A 16692-nucleotide genomic window follows, 5' to 3' on the forward strand; every position below is an offset into this window, starting at 1 on the left:
GCCCCTCCGGCCCCGGTCAGTGTCACTGCGACCGGGCGTGCGCGGAAGGGTGGATAACCCGTTGGGGTGGGTGCCTGGCGCGACTAGGCTCCTGTCCTTGTGAGCCCCGCCAGCCGCGTCGTCGAGACGGTCTTCCCCCAGCGGCTGGGGACCTCCTTCCGCTGGCTGGTCGCCTCGTCGTGGACCACCAACCTCGGCGACGGCCTGATGATGGCGGCCGGTCCGCTGCTGGTCGCCTCCCAGACCCGCAACCCGGTGCTGGTGGCCGCATCGGCGATGGCCTTCCAGCTGCCGTGGCTGGTCTTCGGGCTGGTCGCCGGGGCTCTGGCCGACCGACTCGACCGGCGGCTGCTGGTGATGGTGATGGACGCCGCGCGTGCCGTGGTACTGGCGGGCCTCTGCGGCGTGATCCTCACCGGGCACGTCAACATCTGGATGGTCATGGGCGCGATGTTCCTCGTCGGGCTGGCCGAGGTGTTCGCGGACTCCTCCACCGGCACCCTGCTGCCGATGCTCGTCGACAAGCCGGACCTCGGGATCGCCAACGCCCGCATCCAGGTGGGCTTCCTCACCGCGAACCAGCTCGTCGGGCCGGCCCTGGGGGCGGTGATCTTCGCGGCGGGGATGGCGCTGCCGTTCATGATCCAGACCGTCTGCGTCGCCCTCGGCGTCGTCCTGGTCTCCCGCATCGGTACGCCGCGTGGCGCGGTGCGCGCGCACGTCGAGACCCACGTCCGCCAGGACATCGCCGAGGGCGTGCGCTGGCTCGCCGGCAACAGGCCGGTGCGGACCCTCGCCCTGGTGATCGTGGCCTTCAACATCACGTGGGCGGCCCCGTGGTCGGTGCTGGTGCTGTGGTCGCTGGAGCGGGTCGGCATGGACGAGGCCGGCTTCGGCCTGCTCACCACGGCGGCGGCGCTCGGCGGGCTGCTCGGGACGTCGGCGTACGGGCGGGTGGAGAAGCGGGTCCCGCTCGCCACCCTGATGCGCTCGGTCCTCGCGTGCGAGGTGGTGTTCCACCTCGCGATGGCGCTCACCACGTCGCCGTGGGCGGCGTACCCGCTGATGTTCTTCTTCGGTGCCTACGCCTTCATCTGGGGGACGCTCTCGCAGGCGGTGCGGCAGCGGGCGGTGCCCACCGAGTTCCAGGGTCGGGTCGGATCCGTCTACATGCTCTGCGTGATGGGCGGCATGCTGCTCGGCTCGCTGCTCGGCGGGCTGATCGCGCACCGGTGGGGCGTCACGGCGCCGTGGTGGTTCGCCTTCATCGGCTCGGGGCTCACGCTCGCACTGGTGTGGCGCCAGCTCGCGAACATCGCGCACGCCGACGAGGAGACGACGCGCGCGGCGGGATGAGTGGTTGGATCACCGCATGATCGAGTGGCGGCAGGTCGACCTCGACGGCGCACGAGCCCACGGCCTGGTGAACCGCACGCCGTACGGCCGGGGCATCCTGGTCACCGGGCAGGTCGAGGAGGCGGCATACGTCGCGGGGGTGAGTGCCGACGGCCGGGTCGAGCGGCAACTCGGCGGGGGGACCGCACCGGTGTGGTCGGCCATGGTCCCCGAGCTCGACGCCCAGTGGATCTGCGGGACCCCGCCGCGATCTTTCCCCGGCGATGACACGGAGTCGCTGCTCACCGACTCTCCCGATGAGCCACCCGTGCGGGCCTGGGAGGTGTGCGGTGACGAGGATCCCTGCACGCTGACCCTTCGGGCGGACGGGCAGCTGTTCGCCTACGAGCCCGGCGGCGAGTCGCCGACAGGTGGGGTCTGGCTCGGCGACGGCGCACCCCACGTCGCTGGTGCCCTGACGGTCGCCGGAGCGGAGATCGGGCTGCTCGTCGGCGGCCCGGTCGCGGACRCACCCGGCGGGGACCGTGCACCCCAGGCCTGGCGCTACGCCGGCGAGGAGTGGGAGCGAGTCGTGCTGGACGAGTCACCCGACGCGTTCACCGACTCCTACTCCCGCTGGGAACCGGTGCTCGCCGGTCACCGCAACGGGGAGCCGGTCGTGTTCTCCCATGCCGGCACCCGCCTGGCGGCACCCCGCGTGCGGCTGGACGTCGCGCATCCGATGGTCACGATCGCCCACGTCGACGGTCCGCCGTACGAGTCGGCGCACCCGGACTGGGGCGGACGGTTGAGCCTCGTGGTGCAGGAGGAGCAGGGGGTCCAGCTGTGGCTGCAGCACGCCCACGGCTGGAGCATGCTCCCTGGTCCACCGGGCCGGCTCCGGGCCGCGCGCCTCGGTCACAACCAGAAGTGGGCCGGGTGGTGCGTCACGGACGACCGGCTCTGGTTCGCCGACCTCAGCGGGATCTGGGGTGCCCTGCCCTGAGTCGGTGCCTGCTCGCCGCTCGCCGACAGGAGGTTGCCGGACGTGGTTGCATGGCGCCATGGCCGCCGTCCGCACCGAAGACCCGTCCGGGCCGCTGGCCGTGCTGGTCGCTGCGCTGCCCGACGGGGTGGTGGTGACCGATGCGGCGCGCACTGAGAAGTACCGCTGGGACCGGTCCCAGGACCCGCACGCTGGGGTCCCGCTCGCCGTTGTCCGGGCCGAGGACGCCGCCCAGGTGAAGACGGCCGTGCGCTGGGCCGCCGAGCACGGGATCCCCGTGGTGCCCCGTGGCGCCGGGACCGGCCTGTCGGGCGGGTCCAGCGCCGTCGACGGAGGCATCGTGCTCAGCCTGGAACGGATGACCGGGATCGAGGTGGACGACGCCTGCCAGGTCGCGGTCGTCGAGCCGGGCGCACTCAACAAGGACGTCAAGGCCGCCGCCGCCGCGCACGGGCTCTGGTACCCGCCGGACCCGTCGTCGTACGAGATCTGCTCGATCGGCGGCAACGTGGCCACCAACGCCGGCGGCCTGTGCTGCGTGAAGTACGGCGTCACCACCGACTACGTCCTCGGCCTCGACGTCGTGCTCGCCGACGGCACCCTGGTCACGCTGGGCGGCAGGCGGATCAAGGACGTGGCCGGGCTACCGCTGCTCAAGCTGTTCGTCGGCAGCGAGGGGACGCTGGGCATCGTCACACGGGCGATCCTGCGCCTCGTGCCGACGCAGCCCGTCGGGTCCACGATGGTCGCGGCTTTCCCCACGATGACGGCGGCCGCCGAGGCGGTCGTCGCGATCCGCCGGCAGCTGCGGCCCTCGATGCTCGAGCTGATGGACCGGCCGTCCATCCGCGCCGTCGAGTCGTTCCGGCCCATGGGGCTCGACACCGACGCCGGCGCACTGCTCGTCGCGCAGAGCGACGCGCCCGGTACGGCGTGCGCCGCGGAGGTGGACGCGATGCGGGTCGCCTGCGAGGCAGCGGGCTCCTCCGACGTGTTCGTCACCGACGACCCCGACGAGGGCGAGCTCTTCGTGCAGGCCCGGCGGATGGTGATCCCCGCGGTCGAGCCGCTGGGGGAGCTCATGCTCGAGGACGTCGGCGTACCGGTGCCGCGCCTGCCCGAGCTCGTCGAGGCCGTCGCGCGGGTCGCCGCCCGGCACGACCTGCTGATCCCGGTGGTCGCGCACGCCGGCGACGGCAACACCCACCCGCTCATCGTCGTGCCGCGCGGTGACGACGACGCCCGGCTACGGGCCCTCGCGGCCTTCGACGAGATCATGCACGCGGCGATCGGCCTCGGCGGCACGATCACCGGCGAGCACGGCGTGGGCCGCACCAAGAAGGCGGCCCTGCCCGCGCAGCTCGGCGACGACGTGATGGCGCTGACCCGCCGCGTCAAGGACGCGCTGGACCCGGCGGGCATCCTCAACCCGGGTGCCATCCTCTAGGACCGGGCGTCCTCTAGTTTGGGTCCCATGATCCGCGAACGGCACCTCTTCGGCCCCGGACCCTCCAACCCCTACCCGGAGGCGACCGCAGCCCTGGCCCGGCCGTTGCTGGGGCACCTGGACCCGGAGTTCCTGCGCATCATGGACGAGACGTGCGAGATGCTCCGCACGGTGTGGGGCACGACCAGCTCGCGCACCCTGCCGTTGAGCGCCACCGGCAGCGCCGGCATGGAGGCCGCCTTCGTCAACACCGTCCACGACGGTGACGTCGTGGTGGTCGCCGTCAACGGGCTGTTCGGCCAGCGGATGTGCGACGTGGCGGCCCGGTGCGGTGCGACCGTCGTGCCCGTCGAGCACGAGTGGGGGCAGCCGGTCGACGTGCAGCGTGTCCTGGACGCGCACCCCAGCCCGGCGATCATCGCCGCCGTGCACGCCGAGACCTCCACCGGCGTCCGCTCGGACATCGCCGCGCTGGGGGCCGGCAAGGGCGACGCCCTCCTGGTCGCCGACGCCGTCACCAGCATTGGCGGCATCGAGCTCGAGGCCGACGCGTGGGGCGTCGACGTCGGCTATGCCGGCACCCAGAAGTGCCTCGGCGTCGCCCCTGGCCTGGCCCCCTTCACCATCAACGACCGTGCCTTCGAGCGACGGGTCGAGAAGCCGCGCTCGTGGTACCTCGACCTGGGCATGCTCGGCGGCTACGTCGGCGAGGCCGCCGGCAAGGGCCAGCGGACCTACCACCACACGGCTCCCACGGCGATGGTCGCCAGCCTGCACGGAGGGTTGACCCGGGTGCTCGAGGAGGGCCGGGAGGCCGTCTGGGCCCGACACGAGGCGGCCGGCGCCCAGCTGCACGCCGGTCTGGCCGAGCTCGGGCTCGAGCTGTTCGCCGCCGAGGGGCACCGGCTGCCCGAGCTCACCACCGTCAAGGTCCCCGAAGGTGTCGACTCGGCCGCCGTCCGCCGCTACCTCCTCGAGACCCACGACCTCGAGATCGGTGCGGGGGCGGGGGAGTACGCCGCGTCCGTGTGGCGGATCGGGCTGATGGGCCACAACGCCCGCCCGGACGCGGTGCTGCTCGTGCTCGCCGCCCTGCGCGACGCCCTCGACCACGCCTGATCCGTGCCCGCCCCCAGGTAAAGAACTGGTCCGAACGTGCCAGGACCTCCGGGGGCGRCTAGCCCCCAGGGGTGAGGTTGCTACCCAGGATTGATGATTCCGTTGCGGCCTCGTCATCTTGGGGTACGCCCCACCGGGATCGTCCTCCCATGCAGCCCGTCACTACCTTCGCCCGCCGTCGAACCCTGGCCGCGGCCACGACCGTGGGACTGGTGGCCGCGTCGTTGTCGTTGCTGGTCGTCGGGTCCCAGCCGGCCTCGGCGGCGGTGAGCATCGACGCTCCGGTCACTCCCCTCGCCGGCACCGTGGACCTCACCGGCAGTGTCGGCGTGGCGCCCGGGGAGGTCACGACCGTGCTGTACGTCTTCGACGCCACGAAGTCCACCGCGTCCCCGGACCGGACCGACTGCTCCGGCAACGGCGGTGTCGGCCTGGAGGACGACCTCAACGGCGACGGCAGCACGGGGGACATCCTCGACTGCGAGATCGCCGGGGTCGAGGCCCTCAACTCCAGCCTGGCCACCACGAGCGGGCTCCAGGTGGGCCTGGTGGCGTTCGCCAACGACGCCGCCGTGGCCGACCTCGATCCGGTCGGTACGACGACGTTCCTGCCGCCCGGCTACACCGGCGGCGATGCGCGTCCCCGCATCAGCACCGTGGCCACCAGCGTCGTCCGCGACCGGATCGGGCTCTACGACCCCACGGACCTCGGCGGCAGCGGTGCCGGGACCGCCTTCAACAGTGCAGTCTCCGTGGCGCTGTCCACGCTGGCGACCGCCCCGGCGGGACCGAAGTGGGTCATGTTCCTCTCCGACGGGCAGTCGGCCATCGACGACACGCTCCTCGGCAACCTGTCCCGCTCCGGGGTCCGGCTGCGCAGCTTCGGCATCGGGGCCGACGCCACCTGCGCGCCCTACGGGAGCCTGTACAAGATGGCGTCGGCCACGGGTGAGAGCTGCACGGTGGTTGCCGACCCGGCGTCGCTCACCGCGGGACTCACCGGCTCGCGGCCCGACGCCGTCAGCGGCGTGACGGTGACCATCGACCACGTCGCCGTGGCCGCCAGGGTCGACGCGTTCGGCGGCTGGAGGGCCGGCTTCGTCCTCGGTGCCGGGACCTACACCGCCACCGTCGAGGCGATCCTCGCCTCCGGGGCCACGGAGCGGGCGCAGCGCACGTTCACGGTGGCCTCCGCCGCGGGACCCGCGCCGGCCACCGGATCGGTCACCTATGCTCCCGGCTCCCTGCAGGCCACGGTCATCAAGGTGACACCGCCCAAGCCCACCCGCGCCCCCCTGCCGCCACGGGTGACCGGGCGCGTCGGACGCCCCGTCGACGACCTGACCGTCGCCGCCTCGCTGGCCGGGGCGCAGGTCCAGCTGCAGGCCCGCGCCGCCGCGGGCGACCCCTGGACCACGGTCGGCCAGAACCGGACCGACCGCGACGGGAGGTTCACCGTGAGCTGGAAGCCCCGGGCGCGGTTGCACCTGCTGCAGGTGGTGCTGGTGCCGCCCACCGGCTTCGCGGGGAGTGCCGCCGCCGTGCCCATGGCGCCGATCTCGGCCTGCAAGGTCACCCGGCGCGGCGGCGGCTGGCTGGTGGTCTGTCGGACGACCGCCAGGGCCGGCAGCGTCGTCCGCCTCCTCGAGAAGGCGACGACCACCGACAGGGCCCGCGTGCGCGGCGGCACCTTCCGGCTCCACGGCGCGGGCAAGGTCGGCACGCACCGGATCGACCTCGCCGTGAGCAAGCGACGCCACATCCGGCTCGCCCTCTGACGCGAGCGTCAGCCGGCTCGCCCTCTGACGCGAGCTTCAGGGAGCCGCGGCGGCGGTGAGGTCCCCGATCGAGCGCGCGCCGCCGCATAGTGTGAGGTGGCCGTCGCTTCCCCCGGTGTCTGAGAGGATGCCGCGATCGCCGTACCACCCGACCGCGCGCCGACGACCAGAGCCAGGGGAGCACGTTGTACCTCAAGAGCCTGACGCTCAAGGGCTTCAAGTCCTTCGCCTCCTCCACGACGCTCCAGCTCGAGCCGGGCATCACCTGCATCGTGGGCCCCAACGGCTCCGGCAAGTCCAACGTCGTCGACGCGCTCGCCTGGGTGATGGGTGAGCAGGGCGCCAAGTCCCTGCGCGGCGGCAAGATGGAGGACGTCATCTTCGCCGGTACGTCCGGTCGGCCGCCGCTGGGCCGCGCCGAGGTGCAGCTGACGATCGACAACTCCGACGGTGCGCTGCCGATCGACTACTCCGAGGTGACGATCAGTCGCACCATGTTCCGCAACGGCGGCTCCGAGTACGCCATCAACGGGAGCTCGTGCCKACTGCTCGACGTGCAGGAGCTGCTCAGCGACTCCGGCATCGGTCGCGAGATGCACGTGATCGTCGGCCAGGGCCAGCTCGACACGATCCTGCACGCGACGCCGGAGGACCGGCGCGGCTTCATCGAGGAGGCCGCGGGCGTCCTCAAGCACCGCAAGCGCAAGGAGAAGGCGCTCCGCAAGCTCGACTCCACCGAGGGCAACCTCACCCGTCTCGGCGACCTGCTCACCGAGATCCGGCGCCAGCTCAAGCCGTTGGGACGCCAGGCGGAGGTCGCCCGCAAGGCCGCCACCGTGCAGGCCGACGTGCGTGATGCCCGGGCCCGGCTGGTCGCCGACGACCTGGTCACCGCCCGCACCGCGCTCGAGCAGGAGATGGCCGACGAGACCGTGCTGGTCGAGCGGCGCGAGCAGGTCGAGGCCGAGCTGGCCCGCAGCCGTGAGCGCGAGGCCCAGCTCGAGGCGGCCCTGCGCGAGGACCTGCCGGCGCTGTCCGCCGCGCAGGAGACGTGGTTCGCCCTGTCCGGGCTCAAGGAGCGGCTGCGAGGGACCCAGTCGCTGGCCGGGGAGCGGATGCGCAACGCGGCCGGTGCCGCCGACGACTCCGTCGACTCCGGGCGCGACCCCGACCGGCTCGAGGCGGACGCCGAGCGGGTGCGCCAGGAGGAGGCCCAGATCGGGGCCGAGGTCGAGCAGCAGCGCGTCGCCCTGGAGTCCGCGGTGTCCGTACGTCGTGCCGCCGAGGACGCCGCCGCCGAGGAGGACCGCCGGATCGCCGGGCTCCAGCGCGCCGCCGCCGACCGCCGCGAGGGCCTGGCCCGCCTGCACGGGCAGGTCAACGCACTCAGGTCCCGGGCCGCCGCCGCGGACGACGAGATCGGTCGCCTCGAGGCGGCCCGCGAGGAGGCCGTCACCCGCGCCGACCGCGCCCAGCGCGACTTCACGTCCCTCGAGACCCGGGTGGCCGGCCTCGACGCCGGCGAGGAGGGGCTCGACGCCGAGCACGAGGCCGCGGTCGAGGCGCTCGACGACATCGACGAGCGGTTGGCCCGCGCCCGTGACGAGGCCCAGCAGGCCGACCGCGACCGGGCCGGGCTCGTCGCCCGGCGCGACGCCCTCGAGATCGGCCTCAACCGCAAGGACGGCGCCGGCGCCCTGCTCGCCGCCACCGACACCGTCTCCGGGCTGCTCGGCTCCGTGGCCGCCGTGCTGTCGGTGCGGGCCGGGCACGAGACCGCTGTCGCCGCGGCCCTCGGCTCGGCGGCCGACGCGGTCGTGGTCACCGGCGCCGATGCCGCGGTCGATGCCATCAGGCACCTCAAGGACGACGACCTCGGCCGGGCCGGACTGCTCCTCGGCGGTGCCCCGCCCCGGAACCGCGACTGGCCCGCCCTCCCGGACGGCGCGACGTACGCCGTCGACGTTGTCGAGGCCCCCGACGACCTCTCCGGGGCACTCACCCGGCTGCTGGAGCGGGTCGCCGTGGTCGAGGACCTCGCCGCCGCCCGCGCCCTCGTCGCCGACCTGCCCGAGCTCACCGTGGTCACCCTCGACGGTGACCTGATGGGCGTCCACTACGCCGCCGGCGGGTCCTCCAGCCAGCCCAGCCTGCTCGAGGTCCAGGCCGCCGTCGACGAGGCCACCCTGGCGCTGGGGGAGGCCACCGCGAGCACCGAGCGGCTCGGGTTCGTCATCTCAGGTCTGGAGGCCGAGCGCCACGACGCGCTCAAGCGGGCCGACGTCGCCCTGGCCAAGCTCCACGAGTCCGACGCGACCCTCGCCGCGGTCGCCGAGGAGCTGGGGCAGTACGGCTCGCTCGCCCGCTCGGCACGCGGCGAGGCCGAGCGCCTCGAACGGTCCATCGCCACGGCCCACGAGGCCCGCGAGAAGGACCTGGCCGGCCTGAGCGAGCTCGAGACCCGGCTCTCCACCGCCGAGGACGCCCCCGACGAGGAGCCGGACGCCACCGAGCGCGAGCGCCTCGTCGAGGCCGCCCGCGCGGCGCGGCAGGGCGAGATGGATGCCCGGCTGTCGCTCCGCACGGCGGAGGAACGAGCCCGGGCCCTGCACGGTCGCGCCGACTCCCTCGCCCGGGCCGCCCGCGCGGAGCGCGAGTCCCGCGCCCGTGCGGCCGAGCGACGCGAGCGGCTGGTCCGCGAGGGCCGGGCCGCCGAGGCGGTGGTCTCCGCCGTCGGCGTCGTGCTGCACGCGCTCGAGCGCTCGGTGATGCTGGCCGCCGACCGCCGGGCCGAGGTCGAGCAGTCCCGGCAGGAGCGCGAGCAGCAGCTCCTCGCCGTACGCACCACGCTCCGCGACCTGGGTCGCGAGCACGACGAGCTGGTCAACTCCGTGCACCGCGACGAGATGGCCCGCACCCAGCAGCGGATGCGCATCGAGCAGCTCGAGGAACGCGCCCTCGAGGAGCTCGGCATGGACGTCGACGGCCTCGTCGCCGACTACGGCCCCGACACCCTGGTGCCCTTCAGCGGCGAGGTGCCCGAGGGGGAGGAGACGCCGGCGCCGGTGCCGTTCGTCCGCGAGGAGCAGCAGAAGCGGCTCAAGGCCGCCGAGCGCCAGCTCGCCATGCTCGGTCGGGTCAACCCGCTCGCGCTGGAGGAGTTCACGGCGATGGAGGAGCGGCACAAGTTCCTCACCGAGCAGCTCGAGGACGTGCGGCGCACCCGCAAGGACCTCCTCGACATCGTCCGCGAGGTCGACCAGCGCGTCGAGCAGGTCTTCACCGAGGCGTACGCCGACGTCTCCAAGGCCTTCGACGCGACGTTCGCGCGGCTGTTCCCCGGCGGTGAGGGGCGCCTGGTCCTCACCGACCCCACCGACATGCTCACCACGGGCGTCGAGGTGGAGGCACGTCCGCCGGGCAAGAAGGTCAAGCGCCTCTCGCTGCTCTCGGGCGGCGAGCGCTCCCTGGTGGCGGTGGCCTTCCTGGTGGCGCTCTTCAAGGCCCGGCCCTCGCCGTTCTACATCCTCGACGAGGTCGAGGCCGCCCTCGACGACACGAACCTGGGCCGGCTGCTCCAGATCTACGAGGAGCTGCGCGAGAACTCCCAGCTGCTCGTCATCACCCACCAGAAGCGCACGATGGAGGTCGGTGACGCGCTCTACGGCGTGACCATGCGCGGCGACGGCGTCTCCGCGGTGATCTCGCAGCGCCTCGAACGGGCCGCGAGCGCCTGAGCGTCGGCCGGGTCCTAGGGTGGCGGCCGTGAGCGAACGAGCCCCCCTGCCGACCCGTGCCGACTACGTCGCGTGGCGCACCGTGACCACGCGCTGGCGCGACGACGACGCCTACGGCCACCTCAACAACGCGACCTACTACGAGCTCTTCGACACCGCGGTCAATGCGCACCTCTTCGAGGCGACCGGCACCAACGTGCGGCACCTGCCGCAGATCGGCGTGGTGGCCGAGACGTCGTGCCGCTACTTCCGCGAGATCGGGTTCCCCGAGCCCATCGAGACGGGACTCGTCGTCGACAAGGTGGGCACGTCCTCGATCGTCTACCGGATCGGCCTCTTCCAGGGCGACTCCGACGAGGCCGCCGCCGAGGGGCGCTTCGTGCACGTCTACGTCGACAACGAGCACGGCGCCGGACAGCGACCCGTCGTGCCGATGCCCGACGCCGTCCGCGCCGCCGTCGAGCCGCTGCTCCGCCCCTGACCGGGGCCGACACGTCGACGCCCGGTCCCGAATGGGGATCGGCGCCGCGCTGTGCCACGCTGGCAGTCAGGTCCGCCGTACTCGGGAGTTGAATCCATGCTCGTGATCACCCTGGTGATGCTGGTCGTGCTCGTCGCGGCCGCCGCCGTCGTCGTGTACGTCGCCTTCCCGCACCGCGGCGAGGACGTCCCGGTCGTGCCCCAGGTGGGCAGCGCCATGCGCAAGGGCGTCGACGCCCTGCCGACCATCGGCGAGTACGAGGACATCCGCGCCTGAGGGCGTCCGCACCGTCTGGTTGGATTGCCCCATGGGTGACTGGCTGTATCTGATCATCGGCATCGCCGTCGTCGGCGTGCTCACGCTCGTCGGGCTCGTCACGTCGGGTCGCCGACGCAAGGGCGTGCCCCCGGCCGGGGGCACCGACGTCATCGCGCCGCCGGAGACCCCGACGACCGAGGCGCCCACGACCGAGGCGCCTCCCACCGCGCCGGACGTCGAGACCGCGCCACCGGTCGAGGTCGAGCCCGAGGCGCCGGCCCTCGAACGCCCGGAGGGCACCGCCAGCCGGCTGGTCCGCCTTCGCCAGCGGCTCTCCCGCTCCCAGGGGACCCTGGGCCGCGGCCTGCTGGCCCTGCTGAGCCGTGACCGGCTCGACGAGGACACCTGGGAGTCCATCGAGGACACCCTCATCACCGCCGACATCGGCGTGGCTCCCACCCAGCAGCTGGTCGACCGCCTCCGCACCCGCCTGCGCGTCGAGGGCAACACCGCCAGCGACGCTCGCGAGGTGCTCCGCGAGGAGCTCATCGCCCTCGTCGACCCCGACATGGACCGCCGCCTCCAGGTGAGCGGCGCGGACGGCAAGCCGGGCGTCGTGCTCGTGGTCGGCGTCAACGGGGCCGGCAAGACGACCACCGTCGGCAAGATCGCCCGGATCCTGGTGGCCGAGGACCGCAGCGTCACGCTCGGGGCCGCTGACACGTTCCGCGCCGCCGCCGTCGACCAGCTCGCGACGTGGGGCGAGCGAGTGGGCGTCGAGGTGGTGCGCGGTCCGGAGGGCTCCGACCCCGCCAGCGTCGCCTTCGAGGCCGTCAAGCAAGGCGTCGAGCAGGGCATCGACACCGTCATCGTCGACACCGCCGGCCGCCTCCAGAACAAGGCTGGCCTCATGGACGAGCTCGGCAAGGTCAAGCGCGTCATCGAGAAGCAGGCCCCGGTCACCGAGGTGCTCCTGGTGCTCGATGCCACGACCGGTCAGAACGGCATGATCCAGGCCCGCGTCTTCAGCGAGATCGTCGACGTCACCGGCATCGTGCTGACCAAGCTGGACGGCTCGGCCAAGGGCGGCATCGTCGTCGCGGTCCAGCGCGAGCTGGGCGTCCCGGTCAAGCTCGTCGGGCTCGGCGAGGGCGCCGACGACCTGGCCCCCTTCGACGCCGCGGCGTTCGTGGACGCCCTGCTCGGCTGAGGGCCCGGAAGCACCGGATCGACTCCGCAGGCTCCTGCGCGCCTGGTGCCCTCAGCGCTCCCTGGCCCGCAGGGCCCTGACCGCGTCGTCGACCAGGGTCGCCGCGCGCTGGTCGAAGGTGTGCTCGGCGATGATCCGCTGGGCGAGCTCCCGTCGGGTCGCGTTGTCCGGGAAGGCGGCGTACGGCGGTCGCACCAGGCGGGCGAGGTCGTGCTCGTCGGCGAAGGGCTGCACGAGCGCCCCGAAGGTCTCGTGGAGCCCGGAGACCTCGTCGGTCGCGATGCGAGCCCCGCAGGCCGCCGCGTCGAAGAGCCGGTTGGACAGGAACGAGTCCCGCCGCATGTCGACGTGGTGGTCGTTGAGCACCACCCCGGCAGAGGCGTAGAGGACCCCGACCTCGTCGTTGGGCACCCCGCTGGACGCCACCATCTGCGGGTCGAGGTACTCGTCCCAGTCCGCGCCGTGCACGGTCAGGTCGGCGTCGGCCGCCAGGGCGGTGCGCACCGCATGCCGGAACACGCCTCGCGAGTTGCCGACGAACAGCACCGGCGGGCCGGTGTCGGGCACCCCGCGGTCGGGGTGGAAGTAGCGCGGGTCGGTGCACTGCAGCAGGGGGCTGACCTCGAGCCCCCAGTCGCGGCGGACCTGGGTGGGCCAGCTGACGCTGGCGGCGTACACGAGGTCGAAGCCCTTGATCTCCTCGGCCGTCACCAGGTCGGGGTGGCTGATGATCCACTCCATGTTGAGGGCGTCGGGCTGGGGGGCCACGAGGTCGAGGCCGCGCAGGACCAGCACGACGTCGTCGTGGTCGCGCGACGAGCGGTGGCGGGCGTCGCGCGAGTCGACCGACACGAACTGGCCGCACCGCTCGAGCGCGGCGGCAAGAGAGCGCGCGAAGTGGGTGTCGCCCCACCGCTCGCCCCGGGGCCCCGCAGGGGCCGCCGTGTCGATCGTCCAGCGCAGGCGCGGTGGGCTCTCGTCGATGCCGCGCACCGGTCGCACCACCTGCTGCTGGAGCAGCACGGAGTCGGACTCGGGGTCCTCCGGGTCGGCGGAGACCCGCTGCGTGCGGACGCCGGCGACGTCGAAGCCGACAGCACGCCACAGCAGCGCCGTACGGTCCTCGGGGACCTGGTGGCGTCGCGAGCGCAGGGCGGAGAGAGCGACCTTGAGGTCGGCGGGCTCGGCGTACGCCGTGCGGGAGATGACGGTGACGTCGGGCACCAGCAGGCTGCTGCCGACGCCGGACGCGAGGGCGCGCAGCCCCAGGTCGGTCTCGGCCAGGACGTCCTCGAAGAGCGGGTCGAGCCCGCGGAGGGCGGTCAGCCGGTCGGCCTGCAGCGCGACGACGGGGGAGGCGGGCGCCGGGATCTCGGTGTGGCCGAGCCGGCGTGCGTCCGAGGCGGGAAAGCCGCCGAAGAGCAGCCCGAAGCGGTCGTCGCCCCGGGGGAAGCCCGCCCCGGCCGAGAGGATCAGACCGCGACGGTCGAGGACCAGCGGCTGGGCGACCGCGACGCCCTCCTCGCGCACGGCCGCGGTGAGCGGACCGATGATGCCCGGTGCCGGCTGGGCCTCGGGGCGTACGAGGACCACCGTGTCGCCGCTGCTGTGCGCGATGCCGATGTTCATCGCCGCGCTGATCGACGTGCCGGCGGGCACCGAGACGCTGGTGACGCCGGGCAGCAGACCGGCCAGCGCCGAGGTGAGCAGGTGGGGTCCGCGGCGGTCGCGCGCGGTGACGACGACGACATCGACGTCCGGGCCCCCGGCGAGCAGCCAGTCGACGGTGCCGCGGCTGCCCATGCCCATCGGCAGCACGACGCTCGTCTGCCCGACCACGCGGGCGGTCGCCTGGGCGGCCTCCCAGTTGACCGTCTCGGGGGTGTCCTCCGTGACGCCCCGCAGCAGGACGAGGGGGTTGGCCCACTCCAGGTCGCCGGCGCGGAGGCGGCGTACGAGGTCGGCCACCGTCTCCTCGGAGTCGCCCTCGTCGAAACCGTCCAGCGCGGTCAGCACCGAGCGCCGCAGCAGCGTGGTGCCGAGGTCGAACTGCGAGACGGTCACCAGCTCGCCGGAGAGCCGGGTCTCGCGCCCGGGGAAGGCGTGCACGGCCGAGCGGTCGCCGGCACGCAGGACCCCCACGGCCCGGGCGAGGAACTCCGGGTGCCACAGGTGGCCGGGCTCGAGGAAGGCGACGAACTCGCCGCGGGCACGCTGGAGCCCGCGGTTGAAGGTGCGGCCCAGCTGGGTGCGCGAGCCCATGATCACGCGGACGCGGGGGTCCCCGGCCGCCACGTCGGAGGCCAGGGCGCCGGTGGCGTCGATGGAGCCCCGGTCCAGGACCAGCAGCTCCCACTGGTCGAGGGTCTGCGCCTGGAGCGCCGCGATGGTGGGCGCGAGGAGCGGACCGACGTCCTGCGCACTCATCAGCACGCTGACCACCGGCCCGGCCGTCTCGGGGGAGTGCTGGTGGGCGCCGGGGTTGGCGTCCAGGTAGGACAGGACCTGCCACTCGCGGGCCGCGCGCAGGGCGTTGTCCCGGAACTCTCCCCACGAGATGTGCGGGTAGCCCCGGCGTACCGGCAGCGGGGTGTCCCGGGTCGCGTGCGCCGCCCACCAGGCGAGGGGACCGAACTCGTGGTCGCGGGCGGCGGAGTTCTCCTCGTGGATGCGCTCGGTGTTGATGAGCGGGTGCGGTGCCAACCGGTTGCGGCGCGGGCCCTCGGTGACGTACCAGAGGGACGGCGGGAGGTCACCGGCCTGCCAGACGCCCTTGCCCGGGAGCCAGGTCGCCTCGAAGAGCGGGTGGGGCGAGATGTCGGGGGTGTTGATGACCGCGCGCGCGGCGTCCTCGGCGGTCCCGGGCTCGGTGCCGAGCTGGGCGGCGATCCAGTCCAGGTCGAGCAGCCCGGAGGCCACCAGGTCGCGGGCCGAGTGTCGGGCCGCTGAGCTCATGGGAGGTTCGATCACGGCGTGCTCACCCCGCCGCTCGACGGGAGGGGCGCTCGCTGCCGAGGAGCGGATCGATGAAGGTCGCGAAGTCGGAGGCCATCTGCTGCGGCGGTCGGGACCGGGCGGTGGCCAGGGAGGAAGCACGGGCCGTCTCGGCCCGCTCGGGGTCGTCGACGAGGTCGTGCACCGCCGCGCGCAGCGTCTCCTTGAGGGACCGGTCGTCGCGCGGGTTGAACAGTCGGACGTGGGGCTCGTCGGCGAGGTCCAGCAGGGCACCCGTGCGCGGTCCGACGATCGGCAGCCCGAACGTCTGGGCCAGCCAGAACACGCCGGAGTTGAGGATGCGGGAGTAGGGGAGCACGGCCAGGTCGGCGGCCCCGAACCAGACCTGGAGCTGGTCGTCGGGGACGTGGGAGAACTCCGAGATCACCCGCGGGGACTGCTCGCAGCGACGCTCGAGCCCGGCCGTCTCCTGGGTCTGGGCGGGCTTCCCGGCGACCAGCAGCTGGAGTGCGGGGTCCTCGTCGGCCAGCTCGTGGAACACGTCGAGCAACCGGCCGAGACCCTTGTAGGGCCGGATGCCGCCGAGCGCCACCAGCACCTTGTCGTCGGGACCGAAGCCGAGCTGCGCGCGGGCGGCCTCCCGGCTGATCCACTGCGGGTAGCGGCCCAGGTAGCTCGAGTGCTCGATCACGACCACCTTGCGCGGGTCGAGGCGCAGCACCTCGGACGCCTGCCGGGCGGTGATCTCGGCCAGAGCGTGGATGGTGTCGGCGCGGTCGGCCAGCAGCTGGGCGAGCTGGGTCTCGGCCCACACGTGCTTGGCCTCGTGCGGGAGCACGTTGTGCAGCGTCCACACGAGTCGTCCGCCGGCGGCCCGGAACTTGTGCAGCGCCGCGCTGAAGCGGTCGAGCTCGATCGCCGCGCGGTACGGGCCGGCGGCGTACTGGAGGATCGGGGTGGTCCAGTGGATGTTGAGGGTGCCGGGCACCGCCGAGACGGCACGGTTCTCCAGGTGGGTGACCACGTCCGCCACCGCCACCGGGTAGGCGTCGACGGCGTCCAGGCCGGCGAAGAGCATGCCCTGGTAGGGGTTGGCCCGGTTGTAGTCGGGGAAGTAGTGCAGGGCCTTGGTGGGCGGCGCGGCCTGCTCGAGGTGCGCGCGGGCCCGCACGAGGTCGTCGAGCTCGGCGGCGCGGTGGTCCCACGTGTGACCGTCGAGCACCACCTCGCGCAGCTCGGCGGCCCTGGCGGCGGTCTGCTCCGGGTCGGCGAGCCGGGCGGTGATGACCTCCCCGAGCTCCTCGGAGGTCGTGTACGTCGGGAGGTCCAGCCCGACCTCGACGGCACCGAGCCGCGAGTTCAGCAC

General features: G+C 73.4%; 11 protein-coding genes. 9 read left to right on the plus strand and 2 right to left on the minus strand.

The window, feature by feature from the left end:
• Positions 1–99: 99 nt before the first annotated feature.
• From AC1DQF_RS11420 to ftsY, 9 genes are all read left to right on the plus strand, one after another.
• On the plus strand, positions 100–1356 hold the full coding sequence (locus tag AC1DQF_RS11420) for an MFS transporter (protein WP_477525335.1): 1257 nt from the start codon (positions 100–102) through the stop codon (positions 1354–1356).
• A gap of 16 nt (positions 1357–1372) precedes the next feature.
• Positions 1373–2341 (plus strand): hypothetical protein, encoded by a 969-nt coding sequence (locus AC1DQF_RS11425; RefSeq protein WP_477525336.1) that lies wholly within the window; start codon positions 1373–1375, stop codon positions 2339–2341.
• 58 nt (positions 2342–2399) lie between these two features.
• Positions 2400–3788, plus strand: a complete 1389-nt coding sequence (locus AC1DQF_RS11430) for an FAD-binding oxidoreductase (protein ID WP_477525337.1) — start codon at positions 2400–2402, stop codon at positions 3786–3788.
• A 27-nt stretch (positions 3789–3815) separates the two neighbouring features.
• Positions 3816–4907 (plus strand): pyridoxal-phosphate-dependent aminotransferase family protein, encoded by a 1092-nt coding sequence (locus AC1DQF_RS11435; protein ID WP_477525338.1) that lies wholly within the window; start codon positions 3816–3818, stop codon positions 4905–4907.
• A gap of 149 nt (positions 4908–5056) precedes the next feature.
• Positions 5057–6685 carry a vWA domain-containing protein gene (locus AC1DQF_RS11440; protein WP_477525339.1) on the plus strand — a complete coding sequence of 543 codons (1629 nt, stop codon included), beginning with the start codon at positions 5057–5059 and terminating at the stop codon, positions 6683–6685.
• A gap of 185 nt (positions 6686–6870) precedes the next feature.
• Positions 6871–10422: a chromosome segregation protein SMC gene (gene smc, locus AC1DQF_RS11445; RefSeq protein ID WP_477525340.1), complete on the plus strand. Its 3552-nt coding sequence runs from the start codon at positions 6871–6873 to the stop codon at positions 10420–10422.
• A 28-nt stretch (positions 10423–10450) separates the two neighbouring features.
• Positions 10451–10903, plus strand: a complete 453-nt coding sequence (locus AC1DQF_RS11450) for an acyl-CoA thioesterase (protein WP_477525341.1) — start codon at positions 10451–10453, stop codon at positions 10901–10903.
• Between the two features lie 96 nt (positions 10904–10999).
• The gene (locus AC1DQF_RS11455) at positions 11000–11179 is read left to right on the plus strand and encodes a hypothetical protein (RefSeq protein WP_477525342.1); all 180 of its coding nucleotides are present in this window, start codon (positions 11000–11002) and stop codon (positions 11177–11179) included.
• A 31-nt stretch (positions 11180–11210) separates the two neighbouring features.
• Positions 11211–12371 carry a signal recognition particle-docking protein FtsY gene (ftsY, locus tag AC1DQF_RS11460; protein WP_477525343.1) on the plus strand — a complete coding sequence of 387 codons (1161 nt, stop codon included), beginning with the start codon at positions 11211–11213 and terminating at the stop codon, positions 12369–12371.
• A 51-nt stretch (positions 12372–12422) separates the two neighbouring features.
• Here ftsY and AC1DQF_RS11465 read toward each other — a convergent pair whose 3' ends face one another.
• Both AC1DQF_RS11465 and AC1DQF_RS11470 read right to left on the minus strand, forming a co-directional pair.
• Positions 12423–15326, minus strand: coding sequence for a glycosyltransferase (locus AC1DQF_RS11465; RefSeq protein ID WP_477525344.1), 2904 nt, complete (start codon positions 15324–15326; stop codon positions 12423–12425).
• 22 nt (positions 15327–15348) lie between these two features.
• Positions 15349–16692 (minus strand): glycosyltransferase family 4 protein (locus AC1DQF_RS11470; RefSeq protein WP_477525345.1); only part of this gene is annotated, 1344 nt, incomplete at its 5' end.

Source organism: Nocardioides sp. P4_G4 (genome assembly GCF_056401085.1).